Origin of the sequence: Curtobacterium sp. 9128, assembly GCF_900086645.1 — a bacterium.
GTDB lineage: Bacteria > Actinomycetota > Actinomycetes > Actinomycetales > Microbacteriaceae > Curtobacterium.
Window position 1 is genome coordinate 1,492,873 of record NZ_LT576451.1, and the last position, 18,500, is coordinate 1,511,372.

17 protein-coding genes are annotated in these 18,500 nt (G+C 70.7%); 9 read left to right on the forward strand and 8 right to left on the reverse strand.

Translation table 11 applies throughout. The features are described 5' to 3' along the window. Window positions 1–11: 11 nt before the first annotated feature. The 5 genes from QK288_RS07265 to xseA all read right to left on the reverse strand — a co-directional run bounded on the left by QK288_RS07265 (window position 12) and on the right by xseA (window position 4,431). Entirely contained in the window at window positions 12–1,382 is a 1,371-nt protein-coding gene (locus QK288_RS07265; RefSeq protein WP_281267674.1) for a class II fumarate hydratase, read from the reverse strand. A gap of 197 nt (window positions 1,383–1,579) precedes the next feature. Continuing rightward, a complete protein-coding gene (locus QK288_RS07270) occupies window positions 1,580–2,194 on the reverse strand; it encodes a carbonic anhydrase (protein WP_281267137.1) in 615 nt (204 codons plus the stop codon). 46 nt (window positions 2,195–2,240) lie between these two features. After that, window positions 2,241–2,879: a DUF4245 domain-containing protein gene (locus tag QK288_RS07275; RefSeq protein WP_281267138.1), complete on the reverse strand. Its 639-nt coding sequence runs from the start codon at window positions 2,877–2,879 to the stop codon at window positions 2,241–2,243. Beyond that, a complete protein-coding gene (locus tag QK288_RS07280) occupies window positions 2,876–3,130 on the reverse strand; it encodes an exodeoxyribonuclease VII small subunit (protein ID WP_281267139.1) in 255 nt (84 codons plus the stop codon). Before QK288_RS07280 ends, QK288_RS07275 begins: the two co-directional genes overlap by 4 nt. Window positions 3,131–3,192: 62 nt before the next feature. Further along, window positions 3,193–4,431 carry an exodeoxyribonuclease VII large subunit gene (gene xseA / locus QK288_RS07285; RefSeq protein WP_281267140.1) on the reverse strand — a complete coding sequence of 413 codons (1,239 nt, stop codon included), beginning with the start codon at window positions 4,429–4,431 and terminating at the stop codon, window positions 3,193–3,195. 138 nt (window positions 4,432–4,569) lie between these two features. Between xseA and QK288_RS07290 the strand changes: the two genes are divergently transcribed. Next, window positions 4,570–5,589: a 4-hydroxy-3-methylbut-2-enyl diphosphate reductase gene (locus QK288_RS07290; RefSeq protein ID WP_281267675.1), complete on the forward strand. Its 1,020-nt coding sequence runs from the start codon at window positions 4,570–4,572 to the stop codon at window positions 5,587–5,589. Further along, window positions 5,586–6,266 carry a DUF6264 family protein gene (locus QK288_RS07295; RefSeq protein ID WP_281267141.1) on the forward strand — a complete coding sequence of 227 codons (681 nt, stop codon included), beginning with the start codon at window positions 5,586–5,588 and terminating at the stop codon, window positions 6,264–6,266. Before QK288_RS07290 ends, QK288_RS07295 begins: the two co-directional genes overlap by 4 nt. 21 nt (window positions 6,267–6,287) lie before the next feature. Here QK288_RS07295 and QK288_RS07300 read toward each other — a convergent pair whose 3' ends face one another. Both QK288_RS07300 and fbaA read right to left on the reverse strand, forming a co-directional pair. Continuing rightward, entirely contained in the window at window positions 6,288–7,550 is a 1,263-nt protein-coding gene (locus QK288_RS07300; RefSeq protein WP_281267142.1) for a M18 family aminopeptidase, read from the reverse strand. 58 nt (window positions 7,551–7,608) lie between these two features. Continuing rightward, a complete protein-coding gene (fbaA, locus tag QK288_RS07305; RefSeq protein WP_281267143.1) occupies window positions 7,609–8,637 on the reverse strand; it encodes a class II fructose-bisphosphate aldolase in 1,029 nt (342 codons plus the stop codon). A gap of 147 nt (window positions 8,638–8,784) precedes the next feature. On the opposite strand from fbaA, the gene glpX reads away from it, so the two are divergent. After that, entirely contained in the window at window positions 8,785–9,774 is a 990-nt protein-coding gene (glpX, locus tag QK288_RS07310) for a class II fructose-bisphosphatase (RefSeq protein ID WP_281267144.1), read from the forward strand. A gap of 18 nt (window positions 9,775–9,792) precedes the next feature. Here the strand turns inward: glpX and rmuC are convergent, their stop codons facing one another. Next, window positions 9,793–11,043 carry a DNA recombination protein RmuC gene (rmuC, locus tag QK288_RS07315; RefSeq protein WP_281267145.1) on the reverse strand — a complete coding sequence of 417 codons (1,251 nt, stop codon included), beginning with the start codon at window positions 11,041–11,043 and terminating at the stop codon, window positions 9,793–9,795. 166 nt (window positions 11,044–11,209) lie between these two features. Here rmuC and iolC point away from each other — a divergent pair, with 166 nt between their 5' ends. Genes iolC through QK288_RS07345 form a run of 6 tightly spaced genes read left to right on the forward strand, consistent with a single transcriptional unit; the run spans window position 11,210 to window position 18,494 of the window. Beyond that, window positions 11,210–12,202, forward strand: coding sequence for a 5-dehydro-2-deoxygluconokinase (gene iolC, locus QK288_RS07320; RefSeq protein ID WP_281267146.1), 993 nt, complete (start codon window positions 11,210–11,212; stop codon window positions 12,200–12,202). After that, the gene (locus tag QK288_RS07325) at window positions 12,195–13,184 is read left to right on the forward strand and encodes a deoxyribose-phosphate aldolase (RefSeq protein ID WP_281267147.1); all 990 of its coding nucleotides are present in this window, start codon (window positions 12,195–12,197) and stop codon (window positions 13,182–13,184) included. The genes iolC and QK288_RS07325 overlap by 8 nt, the downstream gene beginning before the upstream one ends. Then, window positions 13,181–14,692: a CoA-acylating methylmalonate-semialdehyde dehydrogenase gene (locus tag QK288_RS07330; protein WP_281267148.1), complete on the forward strand. Its 1,512-nt coding sequence runs from the start codon at window positions 13,181–13,183 to the stop codon at window positions 14,690–14,692. Before QK288_RS07325 ends, QK288_RS07330 begins: the two co-directional genes overlap by 4 nt. An 8-nt stretch (window positions 14,693–14,700) precedes the next feature. After that, window positions 14,701–15,606 carry a 5-deoxy-glucuronate isomerase gene (iolB, locus tag QK288_RS07335; protein WP_281267149.1) on the forward strand — a complete coding sequence of 302 codons (906 nt, stop codon included), beginning with the start codon at window positions 14,701–14,703 and terminating at the stop codon, window positions 15,604–15,606. A 14-nt stretch (window positions 15,607–15,620) separates the two neighbouring features. Next, a complete protein-coding gene (gene iolD / locus QK288_RS07340; RefSeq protein ID WP_281267676.1) occupies window positions 15,621–17,501 on the forward strand; it encodes a 3D-(3,5/4)-trihydroxycyclohexane-1,2-dione acylhydrolase (decyclizing) in 1,881 nt (626 codons plus the stop codon). A 39-nt stretch (window positions 17,502–17,540) separates the two neighbouring features. Beyond that, window positions 17,541–18,494 (forward strand): sugar phosphate isomerase/epimerase, encoded by a 954-nt coding sequence (locus QK288_RS07345; protein ID WP_281267150.1) that lies wholly within the window; start codon window positions 17,541–17,543, stop codon window positions 18,492–18,494. Window positions 18,495–18,500 lie beyond the last annotated feature (6 nt).

An 18,500-nucleotide genomic window follows, 5' to 3' on the forward strand; every position in this document is an offset into this window, starting at 1 on the left:
GGTCGCGCGGATCAGTTCGGGTGCGTCATCGACAGGACGTCGAGCGCCTCGTCCAGCTGCGCCTCGGTGACCTCACCGCGCTCGACGAAGCCGAGCGCGACCACGGCTTCCCGCACGGTGATGCCCTCGGCGACGGCGTGCTTGGCGACCTTCGCAGCGGCCTCGTACCCGATGACGCGGTTGAGCGGGGTCACGATCGACGGCGAGGACTCGGCGAAGGCGCGGGCGCGCTCGAGGTTCGCCTGCAGCCCGTCGACGGTCTTGTCGGCGAGGACCCGCGAGCTGTTCGCCAGCAGCCGGATCGACTCGAGCAGGGCCGTGCCCATGACCGGGATCGCGACGTTGAGCTCGAACGCGCCGGACGCGCCGGCCCATGCGACGGTGGCGTCGTTGCCGATGACCCGTGCCGCGACCATGAGCGTCGCCTCGGGGATGACCGGGTTGACCTTGCCGGGCATGATCGACGACCCCGGCTGCAGGTCCGGGATGTGCAGCTCGCCGAGCCCCGTGTTCGGCCCGGAGCCCATCCACCGCAGGTCGTTGTTGATCTTCGTCAGGCTGACCGCGAGCACCTTGAGCGCGCCGGATGCCTCGACGAGGGCATCACGGGCGCCCTGGGCCTCGAAGTGGTCGAGGGCCTCGGTGATCGGGAGTCCGGTGTCCTCCGCCAGCTGGGCGATGACCTGCTGCGGGAAGCCCTTCGGCGTGTTGATGCCGGTGCCCACCGCGGTGCCGCCGAGGGGGACTTCGGCGACGCGGGGGAGCGTGGCATTCACACGCTCGATGCCGAGGCGGATCTGCCGCGCGTACCCGCCGAACTCCTGCCCGAGGGTGACCGGGGTGGCGTCCATCAGGTGGGTGCGGCCCGACTTCACCGCGTCGGCCCACAGCGTGGCCTTCGCGTCGAGGGACTCGGCGAGGTGCTCGAGGGACGGGACGAGCGACCGGATGAGGGCGTCCGTGACGGCGACGTGCACCGAGGTCGGGAAGACGTCGTTCGACGACTGCGAGGCGTTGACGTGGTCGTTCGGGTGCACGGCCGTGCCGCTCCGGGACGCCAGGGTCGCCAGGACCTCGTTCATGTTCATGTTCGACGAGGTGCCGCTGCCGGTCTGGTAGACATCGACCGGGAACTGGTCGTGGTGCTCGCCCGCGATGATGGTGTCCGCGGCACCGACGATGGCGTCGGCCACGGCCCCGTCGACGATGCCGAGCTGCCCGTTGACGATCGCCGCGGCACGCTTGATGCGCGCGAGGGCGACGATCTGCGCCGACTCGAGCCCGGTGCCCGAGATCGGGAAGTTCTCCACCGCGCGCTGCGTCTGGGCGCGGTAGAGCGCCGAGACGGGCACACGGACCTCGCCCATGGTGTCGTGCTCGATCCGGAAACCGTCGTCGGTGGTCGGTTCGGTGCCGGTCGAGGCGGTGGGTGTCGTCGCGGTGGTGTCGGTCACGTCGTCGTGGTCCTTCCTGGTGGTGCTGCCGGTCGCGGTCGCGCCCGGGGTGTCGTTCGGGTCGCGGTGGATCGCCGCGGCTCGTGTGCCGTGCCGGTGCCCGTCGGACCGGCGGCGGCCCGTCGTCAGGCCTGGCCGACGACGGTGTCGATGCTGACCTCGCCCGTGGTCAGGTCGTAGGTCGCGCCGACGACGGCCAATCTACCCTCGGCGATGGCGTCGGACACGGCGCCGGAGCGCTCGAGGATCGCGCCGAGGGTGGACTCGAGGTGTGCGGCGCCGATGGCTTCCTGCGGCAGGTCGGCGTCGGTCGCCCTGACCCGCTCGACACTCGGCGAGATCGCGTCCACGAGCGCCTGCAGGTGCGGCGCCGGGACGGGTTCGCCGGAGCGTGCCGCCGCGACCGCCCCGCACTTGGTGTGGCGCAGCACGACGACCAGTGGGGTGCCGAGCGCCACGACGGCGAACTCGATCGAGCCGAGCACGACGTCGTCGACGATCTGCCCGGCGTTGCGGATCGCGAACACGTCGCCGATGCCCGCGTCGAAGACGTGCTCGAACGGCACGCGGGAGTCCGAGCACCCGAGGACGGTCGCGAACGGCGCCTGCGAGCCGGCGAGCTCGTTGCGGCGGTCGGGGTCGATGCGGCCGGTGCGGCGCTTGTCGGCCGCGAACCGGGCGTTGCCCTCGACGAGGAGTCGGAGGGCGTCGGCTGGGGTGGACGCTGCGCGGTCGGTCATGGGTTCGGCTCCTCGGTGCTGCTTCGGGTGACGGGTTCGGCCTGGATCAGTCGCTCAGCTGCTTCGCGACGCCGGCGGCGATCTTCCGGAACGAGGCGTCGTCGGCGGTCCCGGCCAGCACGACGGTGTTCTGCCCGAAGGTCGCGACGAGGGAGTACGCCTGGTTCCCGGCGTCCTTGCCCTCTGCCCGGCGGTCGTACACGGTCCACTTCGTCCCGCCGATGGACCGTGAACCCGTCGCTGCGTGCTGGTCGAGCTGGTTCGCCACCCAGGTCGGGTTGGCGTCGATGCCCTGCTGCAGGCCGACGTACTGCTTGTCCGGGGTCAGGAAACCCACGGTCCAGACGTCCACGCCGTCGGCGGCCTTGTCCTTGTAGTCGGCGCGGTTCGCGCTGTACGAGTCGGGGAGCTCCGGCGCTGCGAGCGTGACCCCCGGGACGTCCGCCTGGGCGGCGACCTGTTGGTAGTCGACGCTGCGGTCCACGGCGCCGTCCGGGCGTGCCACGACCGCGACCAGGAACACCACGATGCCGAGCGACGCGATGAGCGCGAGCACGAGGTTGAAGGCAGTCTGGTGCTGCCGGCGTGCACGGCGCGCCGAGTCCTTGCGTGCCCAGGTCTCCTCGGCCGTCTCGGGGCGGCCGAGCTCGGCGACGACCGGGCGGCCGGTCTCCGGATCGGTCACCGGGTCGCCTCGGCAGCGTCTCCGTCGCTGGCCGCGTCGAGGCGCGCACGGGCGCCGACGAGCCACTCTTCGCAGCGTGCCGCGAGGGCTTCGCCGCGCTCCCAGAGGGACAGCGAGCGCTCGAGCGTCGCGGAGCCCTGTTCGAGCTCGTTGACGACGCGGACGAGTTCGTCGCGCGCGGCCTCGTAGCTCAGGGACCGGACGTCTGTCTGCCCGCTCGGGGCAGTCTCGGGCTGTTCCTCGGATGACACCCCTCGATCCTACCGAGGGTCCACCGACGCGTTCGTCGGAAGGCTGCGCCTGTGGAGAACGCTCAGCCCTCGCCGTCGGGCCCCGGCCCCTCGGGTTCGAGCGTGCCCGTCGCCGTCCCGGCACCGAGCGTCACGCGGACGCCGGTGCTGCCGTCGAGGTCCGCGGCGGCCCGGACGACGCCACCGTCAGCCGTCTGGACGATCGCGTACCCGCGCCGGAGCGTGTCCCGCGGCGAGAGCGCACGGAGGCGTCCGGTCAGGTGCCCGACGTCCGCGTGCGAGCGCTCGATGCGACGGTCGAGGAGCTCGCGCGCCCGGGAGAGGTCTCGTGCCACCTCCTCGGCACGGGTGTCGACGAGCCACGCCGTGGAGGCGAGTGCCGGACGGGAGCGCAGCGCGGCGATGCGGTCCGCCTCGACGGACAGGGTGTGCGAGAGCCGGAGCCCCAGCCGGGCTCGGGCCTGCCGCACGTTCGCCAGTTCCTCGGCGACGTCGGGCACGACGCGCTTCGCGGCGTCCGTCGGGGTCGAGGCGCGCAGGTCGGCGACCTCGTCCAGGATCGGGCGGTCGGCTTCGTGGCCGATCGCCGAGACGATCGGGGTCGTCGCGGCCGCCGCTGCCCGGACCAGTCCCTCGTCGCTGAAGCCGAGCAGGTTCTGGAAGTCGCCGCCACCGCGGGCGACGATGATGACGTCGACCTCGGGGTCGGCATCGAGTTCCTGGATGGCGGCCGTCACCTCGGTCACGGCACGCTCGCCCTGGACGGCTGCGTGGATCGTGCGGAACTCGACCTGCGGCCACCGGAGCTGCGCGTTCCGCTTGACGTCCTTCTCGGCGTCGGAGTCCTTGCCGGTGACCAGCCCGATGCGGTGCGGCAGGAAGGGGAGCCGCTTCTTGCGGGAGACGTCGAAGAGGCCTTCCTCGGCCAGGGTCCGCCGCAGCCGTTCGAGCCGTTCGAGCAGGTCCCCGAGGCCGACGTGCTTCATCTCGACGACCTGCATCGTCAGCGAGCCGCCCTTGACCCAGTAGTTCGGCTTGACCGCGGCGACCACCCGGGCACCCTGCTTGAGGTCGGCCGGCACCCGGGAGCGCACGCTCGACCAGATGGAGAACGACACGGTGGCGTCGACCTCGACGTCCTTGAGCTTGCCGTACACGTTGCCGCCCGCGACGTTCCACTGCGTGATCTCGCCTTCGACCCACGCGGTGCCGAGCCGGTCGATCCAGTCCCGCATCTTCGCGCCGAGCAGCGCGACGGGCCACGGGTTGTCGGCCGTCGGTGGTCCCTGTTCGATCGCCATGCGCTCCTCCTCGTGGTGCCGTCCCATGGTGCCGGACACCGGTGACACCCGCGCCCAGGCCCCCGCCGGTCCCGCTCACCTATCATCGGGGACGTGACGATCACCAACGGCCACTCGGTCCCACTCGCCCCGCCGCGCATGCCCGCGCCGCGCGGACGGCTGCGGAACTACCCGGTGACCGGCACCAAGAAGGTCCTGCTCGCCGCCCCGCGCGGGTACTGCGCCGGCGTGGACCGCGCAGTCGTCGCGGTCGAGAAGGCGCTCGAGCAGTACGGCGAACCCGTCTACGTGCGCAAGCAGATCGTCCACAACGTCCACGTCGTGTCGACGCTCGAGCAGCGCGGTGCCGTCTTCGTGGACGACGTCGACGAGGTCCCCCGTGGATCGCACGTCGTCTTCAGCGCGCACGGGGTGTCCCCGGCGGTCGTGGCCGGTGCCGCGGACCGGGACCTGCACGCCATCGACGCCACGTGCCCGCTCGTCACGAAGGTCCACCGCGAAGCCACCCGGTTCGCCAAGGCCGAGCGCACCATCATCCTGATCGGGCACGCCGGCCACGAAGAGGTCGAGGGCACGATGGGGCACGCCCCGGAGCGCACGATCCTGGTCAACGGGCCGGAGGACGTCGCCGCCCTCACCGTGGACGACCCGGACAACCTGGTGTGGCTCTCGCAGACCACGTTGAGCGTCGACGAGACGATGGAGACCGTCCGCCGGCTGCGCGAGAAGTACCCGACGATCCAGGACCCGCCCTCCGACGACATCTGCTACGCCACCCAGAACCGGCAGGTCGCGATCAAGAAGGTCGCCCCGCAGGCGGACCTGGTGATCGTGGTCGGTTCGGCGAACTCCTCGAACAGCGTCCGCCTGGTCGAGGTCGCACTCGAGCACGGCGCCCGGGCAGCGCACCGGGTCGACTACGCGGAGGAGATCCGGCAGGAGTGGCTCGACGGCGTCCGCACGGTCGGCGTCACGAGCGGAGCGTCCGTCCCCGAAGAGCTCGTCCACGAGGTCCTCGAGCAGCTCGCCGACGCCGGCTTCGGCTCCGTCGAGGAGGTCGTCACCGCGCACGAGGACCTGATGTTCTCCCTCCCGAAGGAACTCCGCACGGATGCGTCGGGCAAGCCGACGCGCGCCCTCGGCGGTCGTACCCGATGAGCACGGGGGACTGGTCGTCCGTTCCGTCGCGTGGGCACGGCGACGGACAGGAGGCCCGGCTCGATCCGCCGACGTCGGCCGCCGGTACCGCGGACGGTCGCGTCCACGGCCGTCCGGCACCGCAGTACGGCGAGTACGCCCCGGAAGGCTGGGTCAACCCGGTGTTCGTCGGACAGGAACGTGCCGAGCGCGAGCGCCAGGCACACGAGGCCGCCGTCGCCGCGCGCGAGTCGGCTGCGGCCGGCCCCGGCCCCGGAGCGCAGCCGTCGCGCACGTCGTCGGGTGCAGCCGTGCCGACGTCGCGGTTCGGGAAGTCACCAGGCGACTTCCTGCTCACCGTCATGCTGCTGGCGTTCGGGCTCGTGTCCGTCGTCCAGTCGCTGTCCGTCGGCACCGTCGCCTCCGGTGTCCGGCGGGAACTGGAACTCCGCTACACCGCGTTGGAGGACCCCGGCGCACTGACCACAGCGGCACTCGTGAGCGCGATCGTCACGGTCGTGCTGTTCGTCCTCGTCGCCTGGTGGTCGATCGTGCGCCTGCGCCGCCGGAAGCGCACGGTGTGGGTGCCGCTCCTCGGTGGTGCCGTCGCGTCCCTGGTCACCCTGGGTGCCTTCGCGACGGTGCTCGCCAACGACGGGCACTTCGTGGCCTGGATGATGCAGAACGCCGGCGGCTGAGTCCGCTCCGGGCGCCCCGGCTCAGCCGGCCAGGAACGCTGCGACGGCGCCGTGCAGTGCCGACAGGTCGTCGACGTGCACGAGTTCACGGACCGAGTGCATCGAGAGCAGCCCGACACCGATGTCGACGGTGGGGATGCCGAGCCGGGTCGCCGCGATCGGTCCGATCGTCGAGCCGCCGGGGATCGTGTTGTTGTTCACGAACGGCTGGAACGGCACCCCGGCCGATGCGCACGCGGCAGCGAAGACGGCCTCGCCCTTCGCCTCCGTCATGTAGCGCTGGTTCGCGCTGATCTTCAGGAGCGGGCCACCACCCGGACGCGGACGGTTCGTCGGGTCGTGCTTCTCGGAGTGGTTCGGGTGCACCAGGTGTCCGGCGTCGCTCGACAGCAGCCACGAGGCGCGGAATGCCCGTGCTGCTTCGGAACGGGTGGCGCCGAGGCCCTCCTGCACGCGGCCGAGGACGTCCTCGAGGAACGGCCCACCGGCACCGGACGGCGTCGCCGACCCGACCTCTTCGTGGTCGAACGCCGCGAACACCGCGATGTGGTCCGTGTCTTCGGGGGCATCCACGATGCCGCGGAGCCCGGCGTGCACGCTCGTCAGGTTGTCCATCCGCCCGGAGGCCAGGAACGACCCGTCGATCCCGACCCGGGCGGGTGCCTGGGTGTCGGCGAGGAACAGGTCCCACGAGACCGCTGTGTCGCCGACCCGTCCGCGGAGCCACTCGAGGGCGTCGACGCCGCCGGACTCGGTGCCGTCCGTGCCGACGACCGGCAGGGTGTGGCGCTGCCGGTCGATCTCGTTGCCGGTGTTCACGCCGCGGTCGAGGTGGATCGCGAGGTTCGGGATCCGTGCGACCGCGCCGGTGTCCAGGAACGTGATCGATCCGTCGGCGTGCACGACGCGACCGGCGATGCGGAGGTCGCGGTCGAACCAGGTCGAGAGGATCGGGCCGCCGTAGACCTCGACGTTGAGCTGCTCCCAGCCCCCGACGCGCACGGTCGGGTTCGGCTTGATCCGGAAGCCGGGGGAGTCGGTGTGTGCGCCGAGGATCCGGAAGGGCGTCGTCGCGTTCGCGCCGGTCGGCGTCCGCCAGGCGATCACCGCGCCGTCGCGGACGACCACGTACGCACCGGGCTCGGTCGGCCACGCATCGAGCTCCGAGAGCTCCGTGAACCCGGCCGCCACCAGGCGGTCCCGGGTCGCGGCGGCGGCGTGGAACGCCGTCGGCGATGCGGTGACGAACTGGGCGAACTCGGAGGCGATGGCGTCGACGGTCACCCGACCATCGTGGCACGGGACGCGTCGTCCGGACGCGCCCCGAGCCTCCAGTCCGATGTCAGCTCTTGCTGTTGCCCGCCGAGCCGAGGACCGCAGCGGCCTCGCCGACGCGGGCGGCCATCGCCGTCTCGGCGACCTTGCCCCATGCGCGCGGGTCGTACTGCTTCTTGTTGCCGACCTCGCCGTCGATCTTCAGGACGCCCTCGTAGTTGGTGAACATCGAGCCGGCGATCGAGCGCGTGAACGCGTACTGCGTGTCCGTGTCGATGTTCATCTTGATGACGCCGTTGCGGACGGCCTCGTGGATCTCGTCGTCGGTCGAGCCGGAGCCGCCGTGGAACACGAGGTCGAGGGGGTTCTCGCCGGTGCCGTGCTTGGCGGCGACGGCGGCCTGGATCTCGCCGAGGAGTTCCGGACGGAGCTTCACGTTGCCGGGCTTGTAGACGCCGTGCACGTTGCCGAAGGTCAGGGCGGCGATCCAGCGACCCTTGTCGCCGAGGCCGAGTGCGTCGACGACCCGCTCGACGTCGTTCGGGGTCGTGTAGAGCGCGTCGTTCGTGCCCTCGTGCTGGACGCCGTCCTCTTCGCCGCCGACGACGCCGATCTCGACCTCGAGGATGGCGTTGATGTTGCGGGTCTTCTCGATCATCGTGCGGGCGATCTCGATGTTCTCGTCGAGCGGCACGGCCGAGCCGTCCCACATGTGCGACTGGAAGATCGGGTTGCGGCCGTGGCGCACCTCTTCCTCGCTCGCTGCGATGAGCGGCAGGACGAAGCCGTCGAGGGCGTCCTTCGGGCAGTGGTCGGTGTGGAGCGCGACCGTGATCGGGTAGTTCTTGGCGACCTCGTGCGCGAACTTCGCCATCGCGAGCGCACCGGCGGCGCGGTTCTTCACGGTGTGGCCGGCGAAGTAGTCTGCACCGCCCGTGGTCACCTGGAGGATGCCGTCCGACCCTGCCTCGGTCAGGCCCTGGAGGACCGCGTTGATGGTCTGGGACGAGGAGACGTTCACGGCGGGGTACGCGAACTTGCCCGCCTTCGCTCGGTCGATCATCTCGGCGTACTGTTCCGGCGTTGCGATGGGCACTGGGATCTCCTTCGACTTCGGTGGTGGCCGGTCCGATCGTAGTCAGCCGGACTGGAGGCGCGGTGCGGGTTACGCGGTCGCGTCGCGTCGTCCTGCACATCCGTCCACGGCGGCGGCGTCGCCACAGCCGCTCGGTAGGCTGGAGCCGTGACTCCCACGACTGAAACCGGATCCCTCTTCCTGCAGCCCGACCGCAACCTCGCGCTGGAACTCGTGCGTGCGACCGAGGCCGCGGCGATCCGTGCGCAGCCGTGGGTCGGTCGTGGTGAGAAGAACCTCGCGGACGGTGCTGCCGTCGACGCGATGCGGAAGTTCCTCGGCACGGTGAACTTCGACGGCGTGGTCGTCATCGGCGAGGGCGAGAAGGACAACGCCCCGATGCTCTACAACGGCGAGCACGTCGGCAACGGGCACGGCCCCGCGTGCGACATCGCGGTCGACCCGATCGACGGCACCTCCCTCACGGCTGCCGGTCGCCAGAACGCCATCTCCGTGATGGCCGTCTCGGACCGCGGCTCGATGTACGACCCGTCCGCCGTGTTCTACATGGACAAGATCGCCGCCGGGCCCGACGGCCGTGGGGTCCTGGACCTCGAGAAGCCGATCGGCGAGAACATCCGCGCGCTCGCGAAGGCGAAGCACAAGGACCTCGAGGACATGCAGATCGCCGTCCTCGACCGTCCCCGCCACGACGAGCTCATCCGTGCGATCCGTGCGACCGGTGCCGGCACGCGACTGCTGCTCGACGGTGACGTCGCCGGTGGGATCGCGGCGGCGCTGCCCGGTTCGCCGATCGACATGTGCGTCGGTGTCGGCGGCACCCCGGAGGGCATCATCACGGCGTGCGCGATCAAGGCGCTCGGTGGTGTGATCCTCGGCAAGCTCCAGCCCAAGGACGACGAGGAGCGCGAGAAGGCGATCGCCGCCGGGCACGACCTCGACAAGGTCCTCGACCAGGACGACCTCGTCACGGGCGACAACACGTTCTTCGTCGCGACGGGTGTCACCGACGGCGTGCTGGTCGACGGTGTCCGGCGCTCGCGCGGCGTCATCCACACGGACTCGCTCGTGCTGCGGTCCCGCTCGAACACGATCCGTCGCATCCAGGCGGACCACCGCGCCGAGAAGTGGTTCTGATCCGTCCCGTCTGCGGGATCAGTCGCGGTCGGGGGAGCCGACGAGCTCCGGCGCGGTGAGCAGCCGAGGCTCGTCGTCGATCGTGGCGGGTTCGGCGATGACCTTCGACTCGTCGAGGAGTGACAGCCGTCGAGCGCTCGGCAGCACCTGGCGTTCGAGCGACCCGACGAAGCGGTTGTAGTCGACGACCGTGCTCCGGATCGACCGGCCGAGCTTGTCGACGTGTGCCGCCATCGTCGAGAGCCGGCCGTGCAGCTCCCGCGAGATCGTGAAGAGCTCGCGGGCTTCCTGCGTGACGACGTCTTGCTGCCAGGAGAACGCCACCGTCTTGAGCACCGACCAGAGCGTCACGGGCGAGGCCAGTGCGACCCGCTTGCGGAAGGCGTGGTCGAGCAGCCCGGGGTCGGCGGCGAGGGCGCTGGCGATGAGCGACTCGGACGGGATGAACGCCACCGTGAGTTCCGGTGAGGCGTCGTACCCGGACCAATACTCGCGGGCGGCGAGGGCATCCACGTGCGCCCGCAGCGCCTTGACGTGCTGCGCCATCAGCTGCGTGCGGCGCGCACCCTCGGCGCCGGTGGCCGACGCCGGGATCTCCACCGCCTGCAGGTAGGCGCTGAACGGCACCTTCGCGTCGACCGCGATGCTCTTGCCGCCGGGCAGGTGCACGATCATGTCGGGTCGGGCCGCTCCGGCCGCGGTCGTCACGGAGGACTGCACGTCGAAGTCGACCCGTTCGAGGAGCCCCGCCGCTTCGACCACGTTGCGCAGCTGCGTCTCGCCCCAGACGCCACGCGTGCTGTTGGCCGACAGGGCGCTCGCGAGGGTCTCCGCCGTGGCGCGCAGGCGTTCCTCGGACTCGGCGGCGGAGCGGAGCTGGGTGGAGATCGCACCGTACTGCTCGCTGCGGGAGCGTTCGAGCTCGGCGATCTTGGCGCGCATCACGTCGAGGGTCTCGGCGACGGGGCTGAGCGCGGTGAGGACCTTCGATTCGTCCTGTGCCCGGGCGGACTCGGCACCGTGCATGCGCTGCACGAGGTGCTCGAGCTCGGCCGCCCGGCGTTCCAGCGAGTCGACCTGCCGCCGGTACTGGGCGTCCTGTGCATCGAGCCGTTCTTCCGCATCGCGGCGTACCTCGTCCAGGCGCGCACGGAGCGCGGTGGCGGTGGCCTCGGCCGCGCCGGACCGGGTGCGCGCGACCGACCACGCGATCGCGGCGCCGGCGACGGCGCCGACCAGGAGGCCGATGAGCAGGGCGGGGAAGTCCATGCCCAGACCTTCCCAGGACCCACCGACACCGGTGTTCCCAGGGCGATACGAGCCTCCAGGCCGACCGCTGGAAGCGGTGTGCAGCCATGTCATGACATTAAGCCAAGGAGGGTGTACAGTCGTGGTCGTCCGCCGATGAAGCCGCACGGAAGGTCCCGCACGTCGCATGACGAACGAAGCTCCCCACGCCTACGACGTGATCACCATGGGTCGCGTGAGCGTCGACATCTACCCACAGCAGACGGGTCCGCTCGAGGACGTCGAGACCTTCTCGAAGTCGGTCGGCGGCAGCGCCACGAACGTCGCCATCGCCGCTGCCCGGCACGGTGCCGACGCCGCGGTCATCACCCGCACCGGCAACGACCCGTTCGGCAGGTACATCGCCAGGACGCTCCCGGAGTTCGGCGTCGCCAACGCCTTCGTCGACACGGTCGACGGGCTGAACACCCCGGTCGCCTTCTGCGAGATCTTCCCGCCGGACGACTTCCCGCTCTACTTCTACCGGGCGCCGAAGGCCCCCGACCTGATGATCACCGCGAAGTCGCTGCCGCTCCACGAGATCGAGCGGGCGAAGGTGTTCTGGACGACCGTGACCGGCCTCAGCGAGGAGCCGAGCCGACAGGCGCACCACACGGCGTTCGCTGCCCGCTCCGCGTCGGAGCACAGCACCAAGGTGCACACCGTGCTGGACCTCGACTACCGGTCGATGTTCTGGTCCTCCCCGGAGTCCGCGACGCGCGAGGTCGCCGTCGCACTCGAGCACGCCACCGTCGCGGTCGGGAACCGCGAGGAGTGCGAGGTCGCGGTGGGGGAGACCGATCCGGTCCGCGCTGCCGACGCGCTGCTCGAACGCGGCGTCGAGATCGCCATCGTGAAGCAGGGCCCCAAGGGCGTGCTCGCGAAGACCCGCGACGAGTTCGTCGAGCTCCGCCCGCACCACATCGACGTCGTGAACGGCCTCGGCTCCGGCGACGGCTTCGGCGGCGCGCTCACCCACGGCCTGCTGCAGGGCTGGGGCCTCGAGCGCATCCTCGCGTTCGCCAACGCGGCCGGCGCGATCGTCGCGACGCGGTTCGAGTGCTCCACCGCGATGCCGACGAGCGACGAGATCGAGACGTTCCTGCAGGAGAACCCGACGGAAGAAGCGGTCAATGCCTGAGATCAGCAGTGTCGACTTCGAGCGGCTGCGCGACGTCCGCGCCGGATCGCCGGAGACGATCGCGAGCACGCTCGCAGCACGGACCAAGCGGCCGCTCCTGGCCGACGACGGCAAGCTCTTCATCGTCGCCGCGGACCACCCGGCCCGTGGCGCCCTGGCGGTGCGCGACGACGAGTCCGCGATGGCCGACCGCTACGACCTGCTCGAGCGGCTGGTCACGGCCCTCGGCCGCCCCGGAGTCGACGGCGTGCTCGGCACGCCGGACATCCTCGAGGACCTGGCGCTGCTCGGCGCCCTCGACGGCAAGGTCGTCGTCGGCTCGATGAACCGCGGCGGGCTGCGCGGTGCGACCTTCGAGATGGACGACCGGTACACGGCGTACTCGGCCGGGTCCATCGCGGACGCCGGCCTCGACTTCGCCAAGCTGCTCGTCCGCATCAACCTGTCGGACGCCGGCACCGCACCGACCCTCGAGGCGACCGCCCGGGCCGTCACCGAGGCCGCCCAGCACCGCCTGCCGATCATGCTCGAGCCCTTCATGTCGACGTGGCGGGACGACAAGGTCGTGAACGACCTGACCGCGGACGCCGTCATCACCTCGATGGCGATCGCCGCGGGGCTCGGCGAGTCCAGTGCCTACAGCTGGCTGAAGATCCCCGTGGTCGAGGACATGGAGCGGGTGATGGCAGCCACGACGCTGCCCACGCTGCTGCTCGGCGGCGACCCGTCGGCGCGTCCGCTCGAGACCTACGCCAAGTGGGCTGACGCGCTCGCACTGCCCGGTGTCCGCGGGCTCGTCGTCGGACGCACCCTGCTCTACCCGCCGGACGGGGACGTCGCGACGGCCGTGGACGTCGCAGCGGGTCTCGTCCACACCCAGGGAGCCCGGGCCGGGTTCTCCACAGATGCTCACGACCCAGCCGCGCGGCTCGCGGGCCCCACCACCATGGACTCGTCCATCTCGGAAGGAACCAACGCATGACCATCTCGGACACCGTCACCACGACGATCGGCCACTGGATCGACGGGGCGCGCGTCGCCTCGACGTCAGGGAACACTGCTCCGGTCTACGACCCGGCGCTCGGCGTCGCGACGAAGCAGGTCGCGCTGGCGAACGAGGACGAGATCCAGGCGGCGATCGCCAGTGCGAAGGCCGCGTTCCCGAAGTGGGGCCACCTCTCGCTGGCCAAGCGTCAGCAGATCCTCTTCGCCTTCCGCGAGATCCTGAACCGCGACAAGGCCGAGCTCGCCGAGATCATCACGAGCGAGCACGGCAAGGTCCTCGACGACGCGCTCGGTGAGATCGCCCGCGGGCAGGAAGTGGTCGAGCTCGCGACGAGCATCCCGCAGCTGCTGAAGGGCGAGTTCAGCGACCAGGTCTCGACGGGCATCGACGTCTACTCGATCCGGCAGCCGCTCGGCGTCGTCGGCATCATCAGCCCGTTCAACTTCCCCGCGATGGTGCCGCTGTGGTTCCTACCGATCGCCATCGCCGCCGGCAACACCGTCGTGCTCAAGCCGAGTGAGAAGGACCCGAGCGCCGCGATCTGGCTGGCCGAGAAGTTCCAGGAGGCCGGCCTGCCGGACGGCGTCTTCAACGTGCTCAACGGCGACAAGCTGTCCGTCGACGGGCTCCTGACGAGCCCCGACGTCGAGTCGATCTCGTTCGTCGGTTCGACGCCGATCGCGCAGTACGTCTACGAGACCGGCACGAAGCACGGCAAGCGCGTGCAGGCCCTCGGCGGCGCGAAGAACCACATGCTCGTGCTCCCGGACGCCGACCTCGACCTCGTCGCGGACAACGCCATCAACGCGGGCTTCGGCTCCGCCGGCGAGCGCTGCATGGCGATCTCGGTCGTCGTCGCGGTCGAGCCCGTCGCGGACGAGCTCATCGAGAAGATCAAGGACCGTGCCGCCACGCTGCGCATCGGTGACGGGCGTCGCGGCTGCGACATGGGCCCCCTCGTCACGAAGCAGCACCGCGACAAGGTCGCCTCGTACATCGAGGTCGCAGAGCAGGACGGCGCGGTGGTCGTGGTGGACGGCCGCACCGTCCGACCCGACGGCGACGAGAACGGGTTCTGGCTCGGCCCGACCCTGATCGACAGGGTCCCGACGACGAGCCGCGTCTACACCGAGGAGATCTTCGGCCCGGTGCTGTCGGTCGTGCGCGTCGCCACCTACGAAGAAGGCCTCGAGTTGATCAACTCCGGTGCGTTCGGCAACGGCACCGCCATCTTCACGAACGACGGCGGCGCGGCCCGACGCTTCCAGCGCGACGTGCAGGTCGGCATGATCGGCATCAACGTCCCGATCCCCGTGCCGGTCGCGTACTACTCGTTCGGCGGCTGGAAGAACTCGCTGTTCGGCGACCACAAGGCGTACGGCGCCGACGGCGTGAGCTTCTTCACCCGGCAGAAGGCGATCACGAGCCGGTGGCTGGACCCGTCGCACGGCGGCATCAACCTCGGCTTCCCCTCGAACAACTGACGCGACCGATGCCTGAACAGAACTGGTTCAACCCGCGCGGGAGCCGACCGGAAGCCGGCTGGACCGACGTCGTCGACGGGCGGATCGCGGGGTGGGAACACACCGGCCTGCGGACCGGCACGTTGTCCGACGGGGCCGAGTTGCGCCTCCCGGCCGCTGCCGTCGAGCGCATGGTCGTGCCGCTCTCGGGGAGCTTCCACGTCGCGTGGTCCGGCTCCGAATCCGGCGAGCAGGGGCTGGAGGGACGTGGCGGGGTCTTCGAGGGGCCCACCGACGTCCTGTACCTGGGGTCCGGTCTGGAGGCTCGGATCACCGGATCGGGACGGGTCGCGGTCGCCGAGGCACCCACCGACATCGTCAAGCCGGTCGGGTACATCGCGAAGGCCGACGTGCCGGTGGAGCTCCGCGGTGCGGGGCAGTCGTCGCGGCAGGTGCACAACTTCGGGACCCCTGCCGGGCTCGACGCGGTGAAGCTCCTGGTGTGCGAGGTCATCACGCCGGCCGGCAACTGGTCGTCGTACCCGCCGCACAAGCACGACACGAACATCCCGGGCGGCGAGTCGAACCTCGAGGAGATCTACTACTACGAGTCTGCGGTGGCTCGTGGCGTGGATGCCCCTGCAACGGCCGATCCGTTTGCGTTGCACCGGACGTACGCCTCGGACGACCGCGCGATCGACGAGTTCCGTGAAGTCCGGACGGGCGACATCGCGCTCGTGCCCTACGGCTGGCACGGACCGGCCGTCGCGGCTCCCGGCTACGACATGTACTACCTCAACGTGATGGCCGGGCCCGACCCGGAGCGCGTGTGGAACATCACCGACGACCCTGCCCACGGGTGGGTCCGCCAGGTGTGGGAGACCGAGACCATCGACCCGCGCCTGCCCTACGCATCGAAGAAGGAGGACGTGTGACCACCACACGCCGCATGACCGTCGGTCAGGCCCTCGTCGAGTTCCTGGCCAACCAGTGGACCGTCGACGGCGACCACCGCGAACGCACCATCCCGGGGATCTTCGGCATCTTCGGGCACGGCAACGTCGCCGGGGTCGGTCAGGCGATCAAGCAGCTCCACGTCGAGCAGCCCGGTCTGCTGCCCTACCACCAGGCCCGCAACGAGCAGGCCATGGTGCACGAGGCAGTCGGCTTCGCCCGCATGCACCGCCGTCGCGCCACCTTCGCCGCGACCGCATCGGTCGGCCCCGGGGCGGCGAACATGCTGACCGCCGCCGCGCTCGCCACGACGAACCGCCTGCCTGCCCTGCTGCTGCCGTCGGACACCTTCGCGACGCGGACCACCGACCCGGTGCTCCAGCAGATCGAGATGCCGCACGACACCTCGCTGCAGGTCACGGACGCGTTCCGCCCGCTCTCCCGGTTCTTCGACCGGGTCGAGCGTCCCGAGCAGTTGTTCTCGATCGCGCTCGCCGCGATGCGCGTGCTCACCGACCCGGCCGAGACCGGTGCGGTGACGATCGCGCTCCCGGAGGACGTGCAGGCCGAGGAGTTCGACGTCCCGGTCGCGTTCCTGCAGCCGCGCGAGTGGCACATCCGTCGTCCACTGCCCGAGCACGGGCCGCTCGCCCGTGCGGTCGCTGCGATCCAGGCCGCGGAACGCCCGGTGATCGTCGCCGGCGGAGGCGTCCTGTACTCCGCGGCGTCCGAACAGCTGCGGGCCTTCGTGGAAGCCACCGGCATCCCCGTCGGCACGTCGCAAGCCGGAGGCGGCGCGCTCGCGTGGGACCACCCGCAGTACCTCGGCGGCATCGGCGCGACCGGCACCGCCGCCGCGAACGCGATCGCGGCAGGAGCCGACCTCGTCATCGGCATCGGGACCCGCTACAGCGACTTCACGACCGCGTCGCGGACGGCGTTCCAGAACCCGGACGTCACGTTCGTGAACGTCAACGTCGCCGCGTTCGACGCCTACAAGCACGGCACCCAGCTGCCGTTGATCGCGGACGCCAGGGAGGCCCTGGTCGCCCTGACGGAGTCGCTCGCGTCGTTCTCGGTGTCGGACCGGTACGCGTCCGAGATCGCCGAGCAGAAGCGCGCCTGGGACGCGCTGGTCGACGCCGCGTTCGCGCCGTCGGGCAACGCGCTGCCCGGCCAGCCCGAGATCATCGGTGCGGTCCAGTCCGTGTCGGACCCCCGCGACGTCGTGATCCAGGCGGCCGGTTCGCTGCCGGGTGACCTGCACAAGCTCTGGCGCGTCCGGGACGAACTCGGCTACCACGTCGAGTACGCCTTCTCGTGCATGGGCTACGAGATCGCCGGGGGCCTCGGCGTCCGTCGGGGTGCTCCCGACCGCGACGCGATCGTCATGGTCGGCGATGGCTCGTACCTGATGCTGCACACCGAGCTCGTCACCGCGGTGGCAGAGGGCATCAAGATCATCGTCGTGCTCATCCAGAACCACGGGTACGCGTCGATCGGGCACCTCTCCGAGACCGTCGGTTCCGAGCGGTACGGCACCAAGTACCGCTACCTGGACGACACCCAGTCGTTCGAGGACGGCGAGCCCCTGCCCGTCGACCTCGCGGCGAACGCCCGTTCGTACGGTGTCGACGTCATCGAGGTCGAGCCGGGCCCGAACGCGATCGAGGACCTCAAGGCCGCGGTGCGCCAGGCCAAGGCGAACGACCACACCACCCTCGTGCACATCAACTCGGACCCGCTCGTCTACGCCCCGGACGGCGACGGCTGGTGGGACGTCCCGGTCGCGCAGACCTCGACCCTGTCCACCACCCAGGCCGCACGCGCCGACTACGAGCAGCAGGTCGCGGCACAGCGCCCGCTCCTCGGCTGATCCCACCACCACCTCGTGCAGAAAGAAGACGACGACGTCATGACCGACACCGCCACCCCGACCGGCGCCTCGTCCACGGACGCCACCACCGCGTCGATCCGCATCGGCACCGCTCCCGACTCGTGGGGCGTCTGGTTCCCGGACGACCCCAAGCAGGTCCCGTGGCAGCGCTTCCTGGACGAAGCGGCGGCCGCCGGGTACGTGTGGATCGAGCTCGGCCCGTACGGGTACCTGCCGACCGACCCCGCGCAGCTGTCGGACGAACTCGAGTCGCGTGGGCTGCAGCTGTCCGCGGGCACCGTGTTCACCGGGTTCCACAAGGGGGACGACCAGTTCCAGCGGGCGTGGGACCAGGCCGTCGCGGTGGCCGGACTCGCGGCGAAGCTCGGCGCGGAGCACCTCGTGACGATCCCGGACCTCTGGCGCTCGGACGCCACCGAGGAGGTCCTGGAGCCCCGGACGCTCACGGACGAGCAGTGGGAGCGGCTCGGCAAGGGCCACGATCAGCTCGGCAAGGCACTGCTCGAGGAGTTCGGCGTCCACCAGCAGTTCCACACGCACGCCGACAGCCACGTGGGGACCTACAAGGAGACCGTGCGCTTCCTCGAGGTCACGGACCCGCAGTACACGAACCTCTGCCTCGACACCGGGCACTTCGCCTACTACGGCGGCGACAACCTCAAGCTCATCGCGGCGCACCCCGAGCGCATCGGCTACCTGCACCTCAAGCAGGTCGACACCGACCTGCTGTTCGACGTGCTGAAGAACGACGTGCCGTTCGCGACCGCCGTCTCCCAGGGCATCATGACCGAGCCGCCGCACGGCACCCCCGAGCTCGCGCCGATCATCGAGGCAGTGGCCGCGATCAATCCGGACGTCTTCGGCATCGTCGAGCAGGACATGTACGGCTGCTCGGTCGACGCTCCGGGCCCGATCGCGGAGCGCACGTTCCAGCACATCTTCGGTTCGACGTCCGCCGCCCGCGCGTCCTGACGCCGA